This is a genomic window from Mesorhizobium sp. M4B.F.Ca.ET.017.02.2.1 (genome assembly GCF_003998955.1).
Classification (GTDB): Bacteria; Pseudomonadota; Alphaproteobacteria; order Rhizobiales; family Rhizobiaceae; genus Mesorhizobium; species Mesorhizobium abyssinicae.
This window is the reverse complement of sequence record NZ_RZOF01000024.1, coordinates 16,774-34,177: the sequence shown is the minus strand read 5'-3', so window position 1 is coordinate 34,177 and position 17,404 is coordinate 16,774. Positions and strand designations below refer to the sequence as shown.

Below are 17,404 nucleotides of genomic sequence, written 5' to 3'. Positions count from 1 at the left end.
GCCCGATGTCGTCATCGCCAGGGAACCCTTTGCCGGCCCGCGCCCCCAGGCCGACGCCATCGTCACCGACCGGCCGGGCATTGCCGTCGGCGCCTCGACGGCCGATTGCGGGCCGGTACTGTTCGCCGACGCCGAGGCGCGCGTCGTCGGCGCCGCGCATGCCGGCTGGAAAGGCGCCTTCGCCGGCGTGCTTGAAAACACCGTTGCGGCGCTGGAAAGCCTCGGCGCCCGCCGCGAGCGGATCGTGGCGGTTCTCGGACCGTCGATCGGGCCGGAGAATTACGAGGTCGGCCCGGAATTCGTCGCTCGTTTCGTCGACGCCGATGCTGGCAATGTCAGCTATTTCGCGCCCTCGGCAAAGCCCGGCCACGCCATGTTCGACCTCAACCTCTATACCGTCGACCGGCTGAGAAAGGCCGGCGTCACCGCCGAGGGGCTCGGCCGCTGCACTTACACTGAAGAAGACCTTTTCTATTCCTACCGGCGCACCACCCATCGCAAGGAAGCGGATTACGGGCGCCAGGTTTCGGCAATTGTTTTGGAGAAAGAATAATGGCGTTGCACTTCGAACGATCGGAATTCGACGCGCGGCGCGACCGGCTGATCATCGAGATGACGGAGAAGAAGCTCGACGCCGTGCTCCTGTTCGCGCAGGAGAGCATGTACTGGCTGACCGGCTACGACACGTTCGGCTTCTGCTTCTTCCAGTGCCTTGTGGTGAAGGCCGACGGCTCGATGGTGCTGCTGACCCGCTCCGCCGATCTCAGGCAGGCGCGCCAGACCTCGATCATCGACAACATCGTTCTGTGGACCGACCGCGACGGCGCCAATCCGGCGATCGACCTGCGCAACCTGCTCAACGAACTCGATCTGCTCGGCGCCCGCATCGGCGTCGAATACGACACCCACGGCCTGACGGCGTATAACGGCCGCCGCCTCGACGAGCAGTTGCAGACCTTCGGCCAGATCGCCGATGCCTCCGGCATCGTCGGCCGGCTGCGCCTGTTCAAGAGCCCGGCCGAGATCGCCAAAGCCGAAAAGGCCGCCAGCCTCTCCGACGACGCGCTCGACGCGGCCCTGCCGCTGATCAAGCAGGGCGGCGACGAAGCGCTGATCCTCGCCGCCATGCAGGGCGCGGTCTTTGCCGGCGGCGGCGACTACCCGGCCAATGAGTTCATCATCGGCTCCGGCGCCGACGCGCTGCTTTGCCGCTACAAGGCCGGTCGCCGCAAGCTGACCAAGAACGACCAGCTGACGCTCGAATGGGCCGGCGTCTTCCACCACTATCACGCGCCGATGATGCGCACGGTGCTGACCGGCAAGGTTTCGAAGCGCCATCAGGAGCTGTTCGATGCCGCCCGCGCCGCGCTTCTGGCGGTGGAGAAGGCGATGACGCCGGGCAACACCTTCGGCGACGTCTTCGACGCGCACGCCCGCACGCTCGAAGCCCACAATCTGACCAAGCACCGGCTGAACGCATGCGGCTATTCGGTTGGGGCCCGCTTCACCCCGTCCTGGATGGACATGCCGATGTTCTATCAGGGCAATCCCGAGCCGATCGCGCCCAACATGACGCTGTTCGCCCACATGATCATCATGGACTCCGAAACCGAGACTGCGATGACCCTGGGCCGCACCTACCTGACCACCGAATCGCAGCCGAGGCCGCTGTCCCGCCATGATCTCGACTTGATCGTACAGTGAATCCATAATGGCAGGTTCGCGAGGGGCGTTCTTCGCCAGGGAGTTTTCAGGCAGATGAGACGATCGCAGGTGACGACCGTGTCATTGCTTGCCGCGTTGGCGTTGGCCGCCTGCACCAATGCCAAGGACGTTCTGGAACCCTCGGCCATCACGCCGCCGGCGGCCTCGGCGCAGACCCTGCCTGCCACTCAGAGCAATACGGCAACCACGACCGTTCCAGCGCCGTCGACGACTGCCCCGGCTGTTTCGTCGCCGGCTCCCGCTTCACCGGGCCAGAGCACCGCCGCCCTCGCCAGGACAAGGCTGCAGGTGGCGCCGATAGTCGGCGCCTCGGTGGAATCCGCGGCACCGCTGACGGCCGAGCTGCAGACGCGCGCCAGGCAGCGCGGCATCACGCTTGCCGGCAGCACCGACCAGACCGCCACGCATGTGCTGAAGGGATATTTCTCGGCGATCTCGGAAGGCAGCGACACCACCGTGATCTACGTCTGGGACATTTACGATCCCTCGGGCAACCGGCTGCACCGCATCAACGGCCAGCAGAAGGCGCCTTCGGTCAAGGGCGGCGACGGCTGGACGGCGGTCGCGCCGGCGACCATGCAAGGCATCGCCGACCAGACGATCGACCAGTTCGCCGCCTGGCTCGGCGGACAGGCCGGCTGAGCTGTTGCCGGCTTTCATCGCCTGCGACGTTTTTGACCTTGGCCGACGGAATCCCGATCACGAGGCTTGCAATACCGGCGCGGGCCGCTAAAAGCCCGCATCAAAGGCTCATGAGAGTCTGTCCGGTCTCTCCATCCTTCACCAGGAACGGTGCATGAAGCTTTTCGCGGGCAATTCCAACAGGGTGCTGGCCGAGGCGGTCGCTCGCTATCTGAACATCCCGCTGGGGAAGGCCAGCGTCCGGCGCTTCGCCGATCAGGAGATCTTCGTCGAGATCCAGGAGAACGTGCGCGGCGAGGATGTCTTCATCCTGCAGTCCACCTCCTTTCCGACCAACGATCATCTGATGGAACTGCTCATCATGATCGACGCCTTCATGCGCTCCTCGGCGAAGCGCATCACGGCGGTCATCCCCTATTTCGGCTATGCCAGACAGGATCGGCGCGCTTCCGGCCGCACGCCGATCTCGGCCAAGCTGGTCGCCAACATGATCACGCGCGCCGGCGTCGACCGCGTGCTGACGCTCGATCTCCATGCCGGCCAGATCCAGGGCTTCTTCGATATCCCGACCGACAATCTGTTCTCGGTGCCGGTGATGGCCCGCGACGTGAAGGCGAAATACAAGCAGCTCGCCAACGTCGTCGTCGTCTCGCCCGACATCGGCGGCGTGGTGCGGGCGCGGGCGCTGGCCAAGCGCTTCGATGCGCAGCTCGCCATCGTCGACAAGCGCCGCGAGCGTCCGGGCGAATCGGAAGTGATGAACATCATCGGCGCCGTCGCCGGCAAGGATTGCCTGCTGATCGACGACATCGTCGATTCCGGCGGCACGCTGTGCAACGCGGCCGACGCGTTGCTCGCCAACGGCGCCACCAGCGTCACCGCCTACATCACCCATGGCGTGCTCTCGGGCGGCGCGGTCGCCCGCATCAGCGGCTCGAAGCTGCAGGAACTGGTGATCACCGATTCCATCCAGCCGACCCAGGGCGTGCTCGACGCGCCCAACATCCGCGTCATCTCGATCGCCGACCTGATGGGCGAGGCGATCTCGCGCACCGCGACCGAGGAATCGGTCTCGAGCCTGTTCGACTAGACCCCTGCTCGACTAGACCATTGCGTTTTCCGGTCTGGTCGGTCCGCTCAGCCGCCGCACTCCCTCCCCGGCATCGCGCGCGCCGCGCATATAGCCGCGCGGCGAGGCGCCCAGCATGCGCTTGAACATGGTGATGAAGGCCGGCACGCTGTCATAGCCGAGGTCGAGCGCTACCCTGGTGATCGGCTCGCCGTCGGCAAGCCTGGGCAGCGCCGCGAACAGGCACGCCTGCTGGCGCCATGTCGACAGCGACAGCCCGGTCTGGCGATGGAAGGCGCGGGTGAAGGTACGGCGGCTCATGCCGGCGGCGTCGGCCCATTCGTCGATCGTCGCATGCGGCGAGGGTTCGGCGACGAAGCGCCGGCAAAGCGCCGCCAGTTTCGGATCCGACGGGAACGGCAGGCCGAGCGGCCGTTCCGGCAGGTTCGGGATCTCATGCAGCAGAAGCCCCATGATCAGCCCGCCGCGCCCTTCGAGCTCCGCGCCCTGCGGCAGCTTTTCCGATTCCACGATCAGGCTGTGCATCAGCTCGGTGATGCCGACGACGCGCAGTCCCTCCGGCAGGCCGGCAATCGCGTTCGGCATCACATAGACCGAACGCATCGAGACATCGCCCAGCATCTCGACGGAATGCTCGATCCCGGCGGGGATCCACATCGCGTGGTCGGGCGGCACCATCCAGCGCCCGTGTTTCGTCGTCACCAGCACGACGCCGACCAGCGCATGCAGCAACTGGCTGCGGCTGTGGCGATGCAGTGGCACGTGATAGCCGTCGGGATATTCGGTTGGCAGCGCCACCGCTGGGCCGACAGCCTCCTCCAGCCACTGCCAGCGGCTCTGGTGCAGCCGGCCGAGTTCGGCGGCATCGCCCTTGAAGACTTCCCTGCCATGCGGCATTGGCAATGGCCCACTTGCGAAACTATTGGACCAAACCACGAAAGAAGTCGCTTTGCAACCATCCTATAAGGCTGCCTGCGGATCGTTGCCTAGAAGTCCACGGAGCATGCCTTGACCGACACCACAGCCACCGCCGTCGCCACTCCGGCGCCGGCCAGCCACGCTTCGGCGCAAGCGACGGCCTTCACCGTCATTCTTGCGGTGAGCTTCTGCCACTGCGTCAACGACATCATGCAGTCGCTGCTGTCGGCCATCTATCCGCTTCTGAAAGACAACTACGGCCTCGATTTCTGGCAGATCGGGCTTTTGACCTTCACCTTCCAGGTGACGGCGTCGCTGCTGCAGCCGCTGATCGGCGCAATCACCGACAAGCGTCCGATGCCCTATTCGCTGCCTTGGGGCATGGCCTCCTCGCTGATCGGGCTGATCGTGCTTGCGCATGCCGGCCACTACTGGCTGCTGCTGATCGGCGCCTCGCTGATCGGCATCGGCTCGGCGATCTTCCATCCGGAATCCTCGCGCATCGCCCGCTTCGCGTCGGGCGGCCGCTACGGTCTTGCCCAGTCGCTGTTCCAGGTCGGCGGCAATTTCGGCCAGGCGATGGGGCCGCTGCTCGCTGCCTTCATCGTCGTGCCCTTCGGCCAGACCAGCATCTCCTGGTTCGCCGTCGGCTCGCTGATCGGCATCATCGTCCTGTGGCAGGTCGGCGGCTGGTACAGCCGGCTGCGCGCCTCGCTCGCCAGCCGCAAGCAGGCCAGCTTCGTCTCGCCCTTCCCGCGCCGCAAGGTCATGTGGGCACTGGCGGTGCTGACGCTGCTGGTGCTGACCAAGAACGCCTACATCGCCTCGATCTCCAGCTACTACACCTTCTACGCCATCCATAAGTTCGGCGTTTCGGTGCAAATGAGCCAAGTCATGCTGTTCCTGTTCCTCGGCGCCTCGGCGCTGGGCATCCTGCTCGGCGGCCCGTTCGGCGACCGCTATGGCCAGAAGGCGATGATCTGGTTCTCGATCGTCGGCGTGCTGCCGTTCACGCTGGCGCTGCCCTACGCCAACCTCGAATGGACGATGGTGCTGACGGTGCTGATCGGGCTCATCCTGTCGTCAGCCTTCTCCAACATCGTCGTCTTCGCGCAGGAACTGGTGCCTGGTCGCGTCGGCATGATTGCCGGCATCTTCTTCGGCTTCGCCTTCGGCATGGGCGGCATCGCCGCCGCCGTGCTCGGCGTCCTGGCCGACATGAAGGGCATCGACTTCGTCTACCAGGTCTGCTCGTATTTGCCGCTGCTCGGCCTGCTGACGGTGTTCTTGCCGAACATGAAGGAAGCGCGGAAGGCGGAAGCGGCGACCCGTTAAGGAACCGCCGATCTTCGGGACTCGACGTGAGCTCGTGGCAGTTGCCACGCGCTCATGGATTCTCTCCCACACGCCAGGCGAAAGCCTGTTAGTGTTTGAAACGTGTGCGCGACATCACGAGACGTAGCGCGAACGCCTTCAACTTGAACTAAGGTGCCGGGCTCAGCGCCCGATCGGTGCGCTGCGCTACGAGCGAGATGAGGCAATCTGTAGTGTCCAGACTTAAAGACAAGGTCGCGCTGATTACCGGCGGCACCAGCGGCATCGGTCTGGCGACGGCGCGGCGCTTCATTGAGGAGGGCGCTCGTGTCGCCATCACTGGCACCAACACGGGCCGTCTCGAGGAGGCCCGCAAGATTCTTGGCGGCGATGCGTTTGTCATCGCCGCCGACGCCGGCGATGTTACGACGCAAAACGATATCGCGCGACAGATCAGCGAAACCTTCGGCAGGCTCGACGCCGTCTTCCTCAACGCCGGCATCGCCGATCTACGCCCGCTCGATGACTGGACCGAGGCGGCGTTCGACAGGAGCATCGATATCGACCTCAAAGGCCCGTATTTCCTGATCAAGGCCCTGGTGCCGCTGCTTTCGAACCCGTCCTCGATCATCCTCAGCGGCTCGGTCAACGCGCATATGGGAATGGCCGGGACACACGTCTATTCGCTCGCCAAGGCCGGCATGATCTCGCTCGCCAGAACGCTCTCCGGCGAACTGATAGGGCGCGGCATCCGCGCCAATGTGATCAGCCCGGGTCCGATCGACACGCCGCTCAACGACAAGCTCGGGCTGGATGCCGAAGCGGCGAAGGCGCGCGCCAAGGCGGTGGTCGGCCTGGTGCCTGCCGGTCGTTTCGGGACCGCCGAGGAATTGCCAACGCAGTGGTTTTTCTCGCTTCGGACGAATGCCCGTTCATCGTCGGTGCGGAAATTCTGATCGACGGTGGCTTGAGCATCGCCTGATATCGGCACGGCCTGACCCAAGAACACCCGCCAGATGGCGGGTGTCTTTTGTTATGTTCCGAAAGGCCTTACGCCTTGAAGAAGGCCAGAAGGTCGGCGTTGATGATGTCGGCATGGGTCGTGGCCATGCCATGCGGAAGACCCTTGTAGACCTTGAGCTCGCCCTTCTTGAGCAGCTTGATGGCGAGCAGCGCGGAGTCCGCGATCGGCACGATCTGGTCGTCGTCGCCATGCATCACCAGCACCGGCACGTCGATTGCCCTAAGGTCCTCGGTGAAGTCGGTTTCCGAGAATGCCTTGATGCAGTCGTAGTGCGCCTTGGTGCCGCCCATCATGCCCTGGCGCCACCAATTGTCGATGACGCCTTGCGAGACTTCGGCGCCGGGACGGTTGAAGCCGTAGAACGGGCCGGCCGGAACATCGCGGAAGAACTGGGCGCGGTTGGCGGCCTGGGCGGAGCGGAAGCCGTCGAACACCTCGATAGGCAGGCCGCCGGGATTGGCCGCGGTCTTGAGCATGATCGGCGGCACGGCGCCGATCAGCACCGCCTTGGCGACGCGACCGCCAGCGCCGTACTTGGCAACGTAGCGCGCCACTTCGCCGCCGCCGGTGGAATGGCCGACATGGATGGCGTTCTTGAGGTCGAGATGCGCAGCGAGTTCGGCGACATCGGCGGCGTAGGTGTCCATCTCGTTGCCGGTATCCGTCTGGGTGGAACGGCCATGGCCGCGCCGGTCATGAGCGATGACGCGATAGCCCTTCGACAGGAAGAACAGCATCTGGGCGTCCCAGTCGTCGCTGCTCAACGGCCAGCCGTGATGGAAGACGACAGGCTGGCCGGTTCCCCAGTCCTTGTAGAAAATCTCGGTTCCGTCCTTGGTGGTGATCGTGCTGCTGCCGGGCTTGGTCATCTCAATCTCCATTGATTATTTTCGCGATAATCAATATCGCGACAACGATATCGTTAGCGCAGATCGAAACCCCTGTCCACAAGAAATATGTATCGCGATATCATTTTCCGTGGTAAACATTGCGAAATGCTCAGTCGGCAAAGGGAATTCGCCGTGCCTCTCCCGTTGGACAATCAGCTCTGTTTCGCCCTCTACGCCACGAGCATGGCGATCAACCGCACCTACAAGCCCATGCTCGACGAGATGGGCATCACCTACCCGCAATATCTCGTGCTCAACGCCCTGGGAGAGGCGGATGGCATGTCGGTCGGCGCGATCGCGCGCAGGCTGGCGCTGGAATCGAGCACCGTGACGCCTCTGGTCAAGCGCATGGAGCAGGCCGGTCTTGTGAGCCGCCAGCGCAGCCATGCCGACGAGCGCCAGGTGCAGGTCGATCTCACCGTGGCCGGCCGGGCGCTGCTCACTCAATGCAACTGTCTGGGTGAAACGCTCATCGAGCGCTCCGGGATGACATTGGCCGAGATCGATTCGCTCACCCAAAAGGTCTGGGCCTTGCGCGAGGCGCTCGCTGCCGATCAGACCGCTGTTCCGGGCCGACCGTTGGAAATGTAACTCTTCACGCGCGGCAATGGCGGCGCCTCGAGACCCGCGAAAGGGTCGCGCCATGCATCGATCGCCTCGAGTTGGTCATACCAGCGGCGTATCGACGGATAGTCGTCGAGCGGCAGCCCGGCAGCATCGTTGAAGGGCAGAAACGTCGCCATGCGAAAGTCGGCGTACGAGACGGAATTTCCGACCAGCCACTCCCTTTGCGCGAGCACCGGGGCGAGGATGGCGGCAGCCGCGTGGAAAACCCTGAACCCTTCCTCGACCAGGGCCTGGTCGATAGGACCCAGCCCCCAGCGCTGCTTGGTGCCGCGCTCGAAATGCACCATGTCGCAGCCTCTGGCGAAATTCTCCTTGCCCCAGCTTATCCAGCGGATCATGTCCGGCTCATCGTCCCCGCCGCGCCAAAAATTCGAGCCCACCTCGCGGGAGAGCCGGCAGGCGATGGCGTCGGCCTCCCACAGGCTCCATCCGGAGCCGACCAGTATCGGCAAGGTCAGATTTGGGTTGAGCACGCGATAGCGCTCGGCCTGCCCCGATGCCATGGGTGAGGCGAATTCGAACGTAACGTCCGCTTTGAGATGGCGCGCCGTCGCGACTCCGAGGCGAGGATTGGGATTGCGGCTGAACAGGAGTTTCATATCGAATGCTCGCGGGTTGGTTGAGACAACTGCCGCAGGACGATTGAAGCCTGCCCGATCCTACATCCGGACGGACGGGGAATCTTGACTGTATGCTTTCGACATTGGAAATGTCGCGAAAGCCTTTCAGACCAACCGCTTGCGCCTGCGCCCGCCTTCCGCTATAGAGCCGCCACCCGCGTAGACACCCTTGGAGGCAACGCGGCGGAAGGCTGCCTTCCCTTGTGATCCCGAACAAAGGTCCGCTTCTGGCGGCCACCGGCGTTCGGACATCCAGGCCTGGCGGCTTTCGACGTTTCGGCTGGGCATATTGCCTGCCGCAAACGCTCCATAACACGCGAAAGGAAATGCCATGAGCCACGATACTTACGAGCTCAAGGCCGAAGCGCGCGAACAGGTCGGTAAGGGGTCCGCCCGTGCAGTTCGCCGTAACGGTAAAGTGCCTGCAGTGATTTACGGCGACAAGCAGCCTCCCCTGGCGATCGCCCTCAACTACAAGGACGTCTACTACAAGATCCACGGCGGCGGGTTCCTGACCACGGTCGCCACGATCGATGTCGGCGGCAGCAAGATCCAGGTTCTGCCCAAGGACTTCCAGCTCGACCCGGTCAAGGATTTCCCGGTCCATGTCGACTTCCTGCGCATCGGCAAGGACACCGAGGTCAATGTCGACGTGCCTGTCCACTTCATCAATGAGGACAAGTCGCCCGGCATCAAGCGCGGCGGCGTGCTCAACATCGTGCGTCACGAGGTCGAGTTCCACTGCCCGGCCAACGCGATCCCGGAGTTCATCACCGTCGATCTCGCTGGCACGGATATCGGCGACTCGATCCACATCTCGGCGGTTACGCTCCCGGCCGGCGTCAAGCCGGTCATCGCCGACCGCGACTTCACCATCGCCACCATTGCCGGCTCGTCGGCGATGAAGCCCGAGGTCGAAGAGACGGTCGAGGCGGCAGCGCCCGAAGCGGCTCCGGCCGCCGAAGAGAAGTAATTTTCCCGCCCGGAGACGACGATGCTTGTGTTCGCAGGCCTCGGCAATCCGGGCGCGAAATATGCCAACAACCGGCACAATGTCGGTTTCATGGCGGTGGACGCGATCGCCCGCCGCCATTCTTTTTCGCCCTGGTCGAAGAAATTCCAGGGCCTGATCGCCGAAGGCACGCTCGCCGGCGAAAAGATCCTCCTGGTCAAGCCGCAGACCTTCATGAACCTGTCCGGCCAGGCGGTCGGCGAGGCGCTGCGCTTCTACAAGCTCGAGCCTGCCGCGCTCACCGTTTTCTATGACGAGATCGACCTTGCCGCCGGCAAGGTTCGGGTCAAGGTCGGTGGCGGCTCCGGCGGCCACAACGGCATTCGCTCGCTGGACGACCATATCGGCAAGGCCTATCGCCGCGTGCGTGTCGGCGTCGGCCATCCGGGCGTCAAGGAAATGGTGCACGGCCACGTGCTTGGCGACTTCGCCAAGGCGGACCGCGAATGGCTCGAGGTTCTGCTCGACACCATCGCCGACGACGCCGGCCTGCTGGCCAAGGGCGACGACAATTCCTTCATGAACCGCATCACGCTCGCCCTGCGTGAAAAACTGACGCCAACCGACGACGACGACCGCCCGCCGCCCAAGGCGGCGAAGGCGCAGAGCCACATCCGCCAGGCCAGGCCGCAGCAGGCGCCGGCAAAGCTGCCCGAAACCGGCCCGATGGCGGCCATGCTGAAGAAGCTGTTCGGCGGCAAGGGCTGAACGTCGCCGGGGATGGCGGCCGAGGGCTTGACGTTCGTCACCCCTTTCGCCCATAGCCCTGATCAAATTTCGATTTCCCGATAGGACCGGACAAAATGGGTTTCAAATGCGGCATCGTCGGCTTGCCTAATGTCGGCAAGTCGACGCTCTTCAACGCGCTGACCAGGACGGCGGCGGCGCAGGCCGCCAACTATCCGTTCTGCACCATCGAGCCCAACACCGGCGAGGTCGCAGTGCCGGACTCCCGCCTGCAGAAGATCGCCTCGATCGCCAAGTCGAAGGAGATCATCCCGACGCGCATCTCCTTCGTCGACATCGCCGGCCTGGTGCGCGGCGCCTCCAAGGGCGAAGGGCTGGGCAACCAGTTCCTCGCCAACATCCGCGAGGTCGACGCCATCGTCCATGTGCTGCGCTGCTTCGAGGACGACGACATCACCCATGTTGAGGGACGCATCGACCCCGTCGCCGATGCCGAGACGGTCGAGACCGAGCTGATGCTCGCCGACCTCGAAAGCCTCGAGCGCCGCATCGTCCAGTTCCGCAAGCGCGCCGCCGGCAAGGACAAGGAAGCGATGAGCGTGCTGCCGATGATGGAGGCGGCGCTCGAACTGCTGCAGGCCGGCAAGCCGACCCGCATCCTGTTGAAGGGCATAGCGGCGGAGGATCTGCGCATCCTGCAGGGGCTCAACCTGCTCACCTCACACCCGGTTCTCTACGTCTGCAACGTCGCGGAAGCCGATGCCGCGACCGGCAACGAGCACTCCAGGGCCGTGGAAAAGATGGCCGCTGCGCAGGGCGCCGGCACTGTCGTCATCTCGGCGGCGATCGAAGCCGAGGTTGCCCAGCTTTCCGACGACGAGGAGATGGAGTTCCTCGCCTCGCTTGGCCTCGACGAACCGGGTCTCAACAAGGTGATCCGCGCCGGCTACGACCTTTTGCATCTCATCACCTATTTCACCGCCGGGCCGAAGGAGACGCGCGCCTGGACCATTCACAAGGGCGACAAGGCCCCGCAGGCCGCCGGCGTCATCCACACCGATTTCGAGCGTGGCTTCATCCGCGCCCAGACCATCGCCTACAACGACTTCGTCACCCTCGGCGGCGAAGTTGCGGCCAAGGAGGCCGGCAAGGCCCGCGATGAAGGCAAGGAATATGTCGTCCAGGACGGCGACGTGATGCTGTTCAAGTTCAACACCTGACGGTCCGGGATACGCGCGGCTGGCTCACCAGAAATGACTTGACCAAACGCCTGTTGGCCGGCATCCGGGGTGCCGATCCTAACGGGATCGCGCGTTCGTCAACCGGATCCGGACCATGACCGCAAAGACCTGGGCCTATGAGGATTTCGTCGAGGGCGCCTCGCTCGACCTCGGTGTGAAGCACGTATACGCCGCCGAGATCATCGAATTCGCCAGCGAATTCGATGCCCAGCCGATGCACCTCGACGAGGCGGCCGGCAAGGCGAGCATCCTCGGCGGCCTGTCGGCTTCGGGCTGGCACACCTGTGCGATGTTCATGCGCATGCTGTGCGATGCCTTTTTGCTCGACTCGACTTCGCAGGGATCGCCCGGCATCGAACACGTCAAATGGAAGAAGCCGGTGCTCGCCGGCGATACGCTCAGCGGGACGGTGACCGTCCTTGCCAAGCGCCAGTCCAAATCGCGGCCTCAGCTCGGCCTCGTCACCATGCGCAGCGAACTCTTCAACCAGCGCGGCGAGAGCGTCTTCGAGCTCGAGAACACCGGCATGTTCCTGACCCGGGAGGCCGCGGCGTGACGCTCGACGAGTTCTTCCTGATCGGCCACACCGTCACGCTGGGCTCGCACAAATTCGAGCCCGACGAGATCAAGGCCTTCGCCCGCAAATACGACCCGCAGGTCTTCCATGTCGATGAGGAGGCCGCGAAGAAGAGCGTGCTCGGCGGCTTGTGCGCCTCCGGTTGGCACACCGCCGCCACCTGGATGAAGTACAATCTCGAAAAGCGCATGGAGACCGAGGGCGTGCGCTGGACGGGCCCCGGCCAGCAGCCCGAATTCGGCCCCTCGCCCGGTTTCCGCAACCTGAAATGGCTGAAGCCGGTCTATGCCGGCGAGACCGTGACCTTCACGCGCACCGCGCTCGCCCACCGGCCACTTGCCGCGCGCCCCGGCTGGAACCTGCTGACGCTGCGCTGCGAAGCCTTCGATTCGACCGGCGACAAGGTCATCGAGTTCGACAGCGCGGTGCTGGTGAAGGTGGAGTAGCCTCTTCCTTCTCCCCGTTTACGGGGAGAAGGTGCCCGAAGGGCGGATGAGGGGCGGCACCGGCGCAGGTGTCTCAAACTCGACCGCCGCGCTTGCCCCTCACCCTGGCTCCGCTCGCGTTGCTCGCTGCGCGTCCCTCTCCCCGTAAACGGGGCGAGGGAGAAGTGCTAATGCCCCTCGAAGCCGATCAGCGTCCTCACCGGCACGCCGAGCGCTTCGAGCTTCTCGCGCCCGCCGAGGTCAGGCAGGTCGATGACGAAGCAGCCGGCGACGATGTCGGCGCCGATTTGCCTGAGCAGCTTCACCGCAGCCTCGGCGGTGCCGCCGGTGGCGATCAGGTCGTCGACGAGTATCACCTTCTCACCGGGCGAAACGCCGTCCTTGTGCATCTCCATCTCGTCCAGCCCGTATTCCAGGCTGTAGGCGACGCGCACCGTCTCATAGGGCAGCTTGCCCTTCTTGCGGATCGGCACGAAGCCGGCCGAAAGCTGGTGCGCGACGGCGCCGCCGAGGATGAAGCCGCGCGCCTCGATGCCGGCGATCTTGTCGACCTTCAGTCCGACATAGGGATGCACCAGCTCGTCGATGGCGCGGCGGAAAGCGCGCGCATTGCCGAGCAGGGTGGTGATATCGCGGAACAATATGCCCGGCTTCGGATAATCCGGAATGGTGCGGATGGCCGCGAGCAGCGTTTCTTCGAGAGAGGATTTCATGGGCGGTTGATCCGTTGCCGTACAGTTTTGCCGGCTAGCGGCCGAAAAGAAAAGGGCGCCCTTCGGCGCCCTCGCATTTTTCCGGTCGCAGTCGCTCAGTGGGCGACGTCGGCCCACACCTTGCGCTTGGTGAGATAGACCAGCGCGCCGAACAGGAGCAGGAACACCAGCACGCGGAAGCCGGTCTTCTTGCGGTCCTCAAGGTGCGGCTCGGCAGCCCACATCAGAAAGGCCGAGACGTCGCGGGAATACTGGTCCACTGTCTGCGGCGAACCGTCGTCATAGGTCACCTGGCCGTCGGAGAGCGGCTTCGGCATCTTCAGCGACACGCCGGACAGGAAGTACGGGTTGTAGTGCGTGCCCTCGGGGATCACCATGCCGGCCGGCGGCGTCTGGTCGTAGCCGGTCAGCAGCGAGTGGATGTAGTCGGGGCCACCCTGGGCGTACTGGGTGAAGATGTCGAAGACGAAGCGCGGGAAGCCGCGCTCGACGCCGCGCGCCTTGGCGAGCAGCGACATGTCGGGCGGAGCGGCGCCGCCATTGGCCGATGCGGCGGCCTGTTCGTTCGCGAACGGCGCCGGGAAGTGATCGGACGGCTTGCCCGGGCGGTCGAACATGTCGCCGGCATCGTTCGGGCCGTCGTGGATGGTGTATTCGGCGGCCAGCGTCTTCACCTGCCCGTCCGAATAGCCGAGCCCTTCCAGTGTGCGGAAGGCAACCAGGTTCATCGAATGGCAGGCCGAGCAGACTTCCTTATAGACCTTCAGGCCGCGCTGCAGCTGGGCCTTGTCGTAGGTGCCGAACGGTCCGGCGAAGCTCCAGCTCATTTCCTTCGGCTCGTCGATGGGGAAATGCGTCGGTGCCGCCGCGTTATGTGCCTCTTCGGCGATGGCGCCTGCACCTGTCATCCAGGTGCCCGCGGCCACCAGGCCAAGCAGAGCCAGCGAGGTGAGAATCTTTTTCATACCCAAATCCCCTTAGATTCTCAGCCCTTGGTTTCCGGCGCGGCGTTCGCGCCGGCCGGATGTCCGCCGCCGCCCTTGTTCTTTTCCAGCACCGCCTCGGTGATCGAATTCGGCAGCCTGCGCGGCGTCTCGATCAGCCCGAGCACCGGCAGCGCGACCAGGAAGAAGGCGAAGTAGAACAGTGTCGCCATCTGCGCCATGAACACATAGCTGCCTTCGGCCGGCTGCGAGCCCAGCCATCCGAGCAGGATGGCGTCGGCCACGAACAGCCAGAAGAACAGCTTGTACCAGGGGCGGTAGACCGCCGAGCGCACCTTGGACGTGTCGAGCCACGGCACCAGGAACAGCATGGCGATGGCGCCGAACATGCACAGCACGCCGCCGAGCTTGGAGTTGATCGGCCCGATGTTGAAGGTGATGGCGCGCAGGATCGCGTAGAACGGCAGGAAGTACCATTCCGGCACGATATGGGCAGGCGTCTTCAGCGGGTTGGCGACCGTGTAGTTGTCCGGGTGGCCAAGGAAGTTCGGCAGGTAGAAGACGAAATAGGCGAAGACGAACAGGAACACGATCATGCCGAACGCGTCCTTGATGGTGGCGTAAGGCGTGAAGGCAACGGTATCGGTCTTCGACTTGACCTCGATGCCGGTCGGGTTCGACTGCCCGACGACATGCAGCGCCCAGATATGCAGCACGACGACGCCGGCGATCATGAACGGCAACAGGTAATGCAGCGCGAAGAAGCGGTTCAGCGTCGGGTTGTCGACGGCAAAGCCGCCGAGCAGCAGTTCCTGGATCCAGTTGCCGACCAACGGAATGGCGCTGAAGAAGCCGGTGATGACGGTGGCGCCCCAGAAGCTCATCTGTCCCCAGGGCAGCACATAGCCCATGAAGCCGGTCGCCATCATCAGCAGGTAGATGATGCAGCCGAGGATCCACAGCAGCTCGCGTGGCGCCTTGTACGAGCCGTAATAGAGGCCGCGGAAGATGTGGATGTAGACGGCGACGAAGAAGAACGAGGCGCCGTTGGAATGCAGATAGCGCAGCAGCCAGCCCGAATTCACGTCGCGCATGATCTTCTCGACCGAATCGAAGGCGAGCGTGGTGTCCGACGTGTAGTGCATGGCCAGCACGATGCCGGTCAGGATCTGCGACGCCAGCATAATCGACAGGATGCCGCCGAACGTCCACATGTAGTTGAGGTTGCGCGGCACCGGATAGGCGACGAAGCTGTCATAGACCAGCCTGGGCAGCGGCATGCGGGCGTCGAACCAGCGTCCGAGACCGGTCTTGGGCGTATAGGTCGAGTGTCCCTCGCTCATCGAAATATCCCCTGCCTCAACCGATAAGGATCTTGGTATCGGAAATGAACTTGAATACCGGCACCGCCATGTTCTCGGGCGCCGGGCCTTTGCGGATGCGGCCGGCGGTGTCGTACACCGAGCCGTGGCACGGGCAGAACCAGCCGCCGAAATCGCCTTCCTGGCCGAGCGGGATGCAGCCGAGATGGGTGCAGACCTGGACCATGACCATCCAGGCTTCCTTGCCGGGCGTCGTGCGGTTGGCGTCGGTCGCCGGAGCGTCGGCCGGCAAATTGGCGTTGCGGGCGATCGGGTCCTTCAGGTCGGCGAGATTGACGGCCTCGCCGTCCTTCATCTCCTTCTCGGTGCGATTGCGCACCACGACCGGCTTGCCGCGCCACTTCACGATCAGCGAGGTTCCCGGCGTCAGCGACGAGACGTCCACTTCGACCGAGGCCAGTGCCAGCGTCGAGGCGTCCGGGCGCATCTGGTCGATGAACGGCCATGCGACGGCCCCCGCGCCGACAACGGCGGCCGTGCCGGTGGCGACATAGAGGAAATCACGACGGTTGGGATCGTGGGTATCGGTTGCGCTCACGGGTGCCTGATCCTTTCGCCTCTTCCGTGCCGGCGGCCGAGCCTTGTCCCCGCTCAATCGCGCCGGCCCGACAGCGCATGGCGAACAGGCTAGCGAATTCCTCCGGCATTTGGAGTTCGGTTTATGCGTGAAGCCCGTTTTTGTCCAGTCGGGTGAAGGCACAAGGTCAGATTGTCGCGGGGGTAAAATCCGATGCCGGACGGCGCTGCGCCGAAGGGTCGCCAAACAGCCCGAAACGACCGCAAAAACAACGGCGATCATTGCCACGCCTTTGCCTCGACAGTCGGCGCCGGCTCGGTCTATTCTGCCCTCATGGCGCACGTCATCGACCGCGACAAATGGGCCAGGATGCCCGACCGTTGGCAAGGCGAGCTCGAATGCGGCGCCTGGGGCTCCAACTCCTGCCTGATCTTCAATTATCTGCCCGGAACGGGCGGCGGTCCGCGCCTGCACCGGCATCCCTACGCGGAGATCTTCATCGTCCGCCAGGGCAGCGGCCTGTTCACGGTCGGCGACCGGGAGATCGAGGCATTCGCCGGCCAGATCGTGATCGTGCCGCCCAACACGGCGCACAAATTCACCAATCTCGGCCCCGGCCCGCTGGAGACCATAGATATCCACGAGAACGGCAGCTTCGTCACCGAGTGGCTGGAGTAGATCCCCGGTACGGCAAGAGACCCGAAGGCAGCGTCTATTTCGCGCCGAGCCTGACCAGGACTGCCCTCGGTATGTTGTATTCGCGGATCACCGCATCGTGCTTGCGCAACCCGCAGAGCTCGCGCTGGATGAAATAGGCATGCACGGCCTCGGCGGCGTCCTTGAGCAGTCGCGGCCGCCGCTCCTCGTCGTCGCCGTTCTCGCGCAGTCTGGCCAGCGTCGCCTCGACGCGCTGGCCGGCGCGGCCGAGCGCCGCCGCCTTTTCGGCGAGGATCTCGTGGCCGAGCAGGTCGAGCGCGCTCTCCTGCGCGCCCGCGGGTCCGAAATTCGAAGGCATGCGAACCGACATTGCTCTTC

General features: G+C 64.3%; 20 protein-coding genes and 1 pseudogene. 13 read left to right on the top strand and 8 right to left on the bottom strand.

The window, feature by feature from the left end:
* The 4 genes from pgeF to EN738_RS05535 all read left to right on the top strand — a co-directional run.
* The coding region (gene pgeF / locus EN738_RS05550) for a peptidoglycan editing factor PgeF (protein ID WP_127282830.1) at positions 1-553 on the top strand (553 nt) is incomplete at its 5' end.
* Positions 553-1,704: a Xaa-Pro peptidase family protein gene (locus EN738_RS05545; protein WP_127282829.1), complete on the top strand. Its 1,152-nt coding sequence runs from the start codon at positions 553-555 to the stop codon at positions 1,702-1,704. The genes pgeF and EN738_RS05545, both read left to right, overlap by 1 nt.
* Positions 1,705-1,758: 54 nt before the next feature.
* A complete protein-coding gene (locus EN738_RS05540; RefSeq protein ID WP_127282828.1) occupies positions 1,759-2,367 on the top strand; it encodes a hypothetical protein in 609 nt (202 codons plus the stop codon).
* 154 nt (positions 2,368-2,521) lie between these two features.
* Entirely contained in the window at positions 2,522-3,457 is a 936-nt protein-coding gene (locus tag EN738_RS05535; RefSeq protein ID WP_006202540.1) for a ribose-phosphate pyrophosphokinase, read from the top strand.
* Between the two features lie 12 nt (positions 3,458-3,469).
* Here EN738_RS05535 and EN738_RS05530 read toward each other — a convergent pair whose 3' ends face one another.
* A complete protein-coding gene (locus tag EN738_RS05530) occupies positions 3,470-4,354 on the bottom strand; it encodes a helix-turn-helix transcriptional regulator (protein WP_127282827.1) in 885 nt (294 codons plus the stop codon).
* 111 nt (positions 4,355-4,465) lie between these two features.
* On the opposite strand from EN738_RS05530, the gene EN738_RS05525 reads away from it, so the two are divergent.
* Both EN738_RS05525 and EN738_RS05520 read left to right on the top strand, forming a co-directional pair.
* A complete protein-coding gene (locus tag EN738_RS05525; protein ID WP_127282826.1) occupies positions 4,466-5,710 on the top strand; it encodes an MFS transporter in 1,245 nt (414 codons plus the stop codon).
* A gap of 212 nt (positions 5,711-5,922) precedes the next feature.
* Positions 5,923-6,671 (top strand): annotated as a pseudogene (locus EN738_RS05520) (SDR family oxidoreductase).
* A 68-nt stretch (positions 6,672-6,739) separates the two neighbouring features.
* On the opposite strand, the gene EN738_RS05515 reads toward EN738_RS05520, so the two are convergent.
* Positions 6,740-7,582 (bottom strand): alpha/beta hydrolase, encoded by an 843-nt coding sequence (locus tag EN738_RS05515; protein WP_127282825.1) that lies wholly within the window; start codon positions 7,580-7,582, stop codon positions 6,740-6,742.
* Between the two features lie 153 nt (positions 7,583-7,735).
* On the opposite strand from EN738_RS05515, the gene EN738_RS05510 reads away from it, so the two are divergent.
* Entirely contained in the window at positions 7,736-8,194 is a 459-nt protein-coding gene (locus tag EN738_RS05510) for a MarR family transcriptional regulator (protein ID WP_126059384.1), read from the top strand.
* Here the strand turns inward: EN738_RS05510 and EN738_RS05505 are convergent.
* Complete coding sequence (locus tag EN738_RS05505; RefSeq protein ID WP_127282824.1) at positions 8,158-8,829, bottom strand: glutathione S-transferase family protein; 672 nt, start codon at positions 8,827-8,829, stop codon at positions 8,158-8,160. The genes EN738_RS05510 and EN738_RS05505 overlap by 37 nt on opposite strands.
* A gap of 352 nt (positions 8,830-9,181) precedes the next feature.
* On the opposite strand from EN738_RS05505, the gene EN738_RS05500 reads away from it, so the two are divergent.
* From EN738_RS05500 to EN738_RS05480, 5 genes are all read left to right on the top strand, one after another.
* Positions 9,182-9,823 (top strand): 50S ribosomal protein L25/general stress protein Ctc, encoded by a 642-nt coding sequence (locus tag EN738_RS05500; RefSeq protein ID WP_127282823.1) that lies wholly within the window; start codon positions 9,182-9,184, stop codon positions 9,821-9,823.
* A 21-nt stretch (positions 9,824-9,844) separates the two neighbouring features.
* Complete coding sequence (gene pth / locus EN738_RS05495; RefSeq protein ID WP_127282822.1) at positions 9,845-10,570, top strand: aminoacyl-tRNA hydrolase; 726 nt, start codon at positions 9,845-9,847, stop codon at positions 10,568-10,570.
* A 95-nt stretch (positions 10,571-10,665) separates the two neighbouring features.
* A complete protein-coding gene (ychF, locus tag EN738_RS05490) occupies positions 10,666-11,769 on the top strand; it encodes a redox-regulated ATPase YchF (RefSeq protein WP_127282821.1) in 1,104 nt (367 codons plus the stop codon).
* A 115-nt stretch (positions 11,770-11,884) separates the two neighbouring features.
* Positions 11,885-12,346 (top strand): MaoC family dehydratase, encoded by a 462-nt coding sequence (locus EN738_RS05485; protein ID WP_127282820.1) that lies wholly within the window; start codon positions 11,885-11,887, stop codon positions 12,344-12,346.
* Positions 12,343-12,813 (top strand): MaoC family dehydratase, encoded by a 471-nt coding sequence (locus tag EN738_RS05480; RefSeq protein ID WP_127282819.1) that lies wholly within the window; start codon positions 12,343-12,345, stop codon positions 12,811-12,813. Before EN738_RS05485 ends, EN738_RS05480 begins: the two co-directional genes overlap by 4 nt.
* A 167-nt stretch (positions 12,814-12,980) precedes the next feature.
* On the opposite strand, the gene EN738_RS05475 is transcribed toward EN738_RS05480, so the two are convergent.
* From EN738_RS05475 to petA, 4 genes are all read right to left on the bottom strand, one after another.
* Complete coding sequence (locus tag EN738_RS05475; RefSeq protein ID WP_127282818.1) at positions 12,981-13,526, bottom strand: adenine phosphoribosyltransferase; 546 nt, start codon at positions 13,524-13,526, stop codon at positions 12,981-12,983.
* Positions 13,527-13,621: 95 nt separating this feature from the next.
* Entirely contained in the window at positions 13,622-14,491 is an 870-nt protein-coding gene (locus tag EN738_RS05470; protein WP_127282817.1) for a cytochrome c1, read from the bottom strand.
* 20 nt (positions 14,492-14,511) lie between these two features.
* Complete coding sequence (locus tag EN738_RS05465) at positions 14,512-15,813, bottom strand: cytochrome b N-terminal domain-containing protein (protein WP_127282816.1); 1,302 nt, start codon at positions 15,811-15,813, stop codon at positions 14,512-14,514.
* 16 nt (positions 15,814-15,829) lie between these two features.
* On the bottom strand, positions 15,830-16,390 hold the full coding sequence (gene petA / locus EN738_RS05460; RefSeq protein WP_127282815.1) for a ubiquinol-cytochrome c reductase iron-sulfur subunit: 561 nt from the start codon (positions 16,388-16,390) through the stop codon (positions 15,830-15,832).
* 312 nt (positions 16,391-16,702) lie between these two features.
* Here petA and EN738_RS05455 point away from each other — a divergent pair, with 312 nt between their 5' ends.
* The gene (locus tag EN738_RS05455) at positions 16,703-17,047 is read left to right on the top strand and encodes a cupin domain-containing protein (RefSeq protein ID WP_127282833.1); all 345 of its coding nucleotides are present in this window, start codon (positions 16,703-16,705) and stop codon (positions 17,045-17,047) included.
* Positions 17,048-17,081: 34 nt separating this feature from the next.
* On the opposite strand, the gene EN738_RS05450 is transcribed toward EN738_RS05455, so the two are convergent.
* Complete coding sequence (locus tag EN738_RS05450; protein WP_127282814.1) at positions 17,082-17,396, bottom strand: DUF6665 family protein; 315 nt, start codon at positions 17,394-17,396, stop codon at positions 17,082-17,084.
* Between the last annotated feature and the right edge of the window lie 8 nt (positions 17,397-17,404).